This window comes from Niastella populi (genome assembly GCF_002078015.1).
Classification (GTDB): domain Bacteria; phylum Bacteroidota; class Bacteroidia; order Chitinophagales; family Chitinophagaceae; genus Niastella; species Niastella populi.
In genome coordinates, this window is record NZ_LWBP01000040.1 from 1 (window position 1) to 1,395 (window position 1,395).

The window sequence follows — 1,395 nt, forward strand, 5'->3', positions numbered from 1 at the left end:
CCCCATTGTCGGGCTTTAAGGTAGCGCTTGTGGGCACCTGGGCATAATGCCTGAGCAGTTTGAAATCAAACGGGCCTTTATCAAGTGACAGATACATGTTATACGCTTTAAACGGCGCACTGTATCCCTTTTCTACCGGCTGATCGGCCTGCATGGGTCCATAGGAAGTATTGAATAACCCTGTTTGCTGCGCTAACATTGAGTACTCTTTGGGATATGTTTTGGAGAAATCCGGCTGCCGGTCGTATAAATACTGGCCACCGGCAGTTACGTTAAGACCTCTTTTGAGTGTTTTTCTAAAAAAAAGATGTTGATTACTATAGCCATGCGTACCTGCCATCGTTCTGGCCTCAAACTGGCCGGGGCCTTCACCTTTTTCAGTGATAATATTGATAACGCCCGACATGGCATCCGCGCCATAAAGAGCAGAACCGGGGCCATATACCACTTCTATTTGTTTAGCCAGGTAAATAGGAAAATTCTCCAGCAGGGGAAGTGCTTCATTTGTAGGAGACGAGATCCTGATCCCATCCATCAATATCACAAACCTGTCCTGACGCCTGATCCCTCTTACAATAAATGAGGCTGAAGTCTCCGGATCAGATTTATCGTTCACCTTGATATCAGGAAGATCGTTCAACACTTCGGTAAGATTTGTATAACCGCGCGTTTTAATTTGTTTGGCGTTTATCACTATCACAGTGGCCGGCGCCTCACCCACGGTTTGCGATGATTTGGATACCGTGGTAATTTTCACGTTTAGCAGTTCTTCGAGGCTCAGGCTTTCAAAATCCGGGCTATTCTGGGCAAGCGCATGATCGGCCAGGGCGGTAAGGCCAAGTGTCATCGATGCAATTCGTGTAAATAGTTTTATCATGGCAGGATTATTTAACAAGAGTTCCCAGGCGAAGCAGTTCATTTGCTATACTGAGCCCCCGTTGGTCTATATTCTTTTTGTTTATTTCAAGTTTCAGGCGATCCGATACTACGTTGAAGCTGATGCACGCCCCTTTTGAAGCGCCCCCCTTTTCCTCACAAACCAGTAAAACCGGGTCTTTTTCCGTACGTGCAGTAATTTTTTTCAGGCTGCTGCTTTCTTCTTCACTTACAAATAAAATGTGACAATCATAAGTTGTTTGAGAAGGGGAAAAACGCCGCACAACAATCCGCTGGTTCCATGCTTTTTTATTGCCTGTTATTCTTTTCAATTCATCAAAAAGCATAGTTTCTCCTATTACCCCGATTATAAAGTCGTCGGTTTTGCTTTTTTCAGGCCAATCGACATATTTTGTAAAATGATAAATGATATTGGCATGAACGGAATAATTCATTGCATTCTGGGCCTTTCCATAACCAAATGGAGAAACTGAGAACACAATCATCACCACCATTCTT

At 44.1% G+C, this 1,395-nt stretch carries 2 protein-coding genes; both read right to left on the reverse strand.

Annotated elements, in window-relative coordinates; genetic code table 11:
• Positions 1-877 (reverse strand): TonB-dependent receptor plug domain-containing protein (locus tag A4R26_RS05710; RefSeq protein WP_165760161.1); only part of this gene is annotated, 877 nt, incomplete at its 3' end.
• A 7-nt stretch (positions 878-884) separates the two neighbouring features.
• Positions 885-1,395: YfiR family protein (locus A4R26_RS05715; protein ID WP_133054561.1), on the reverse strand; the 511-nt coding region annotated here is incomplete at its 5' end.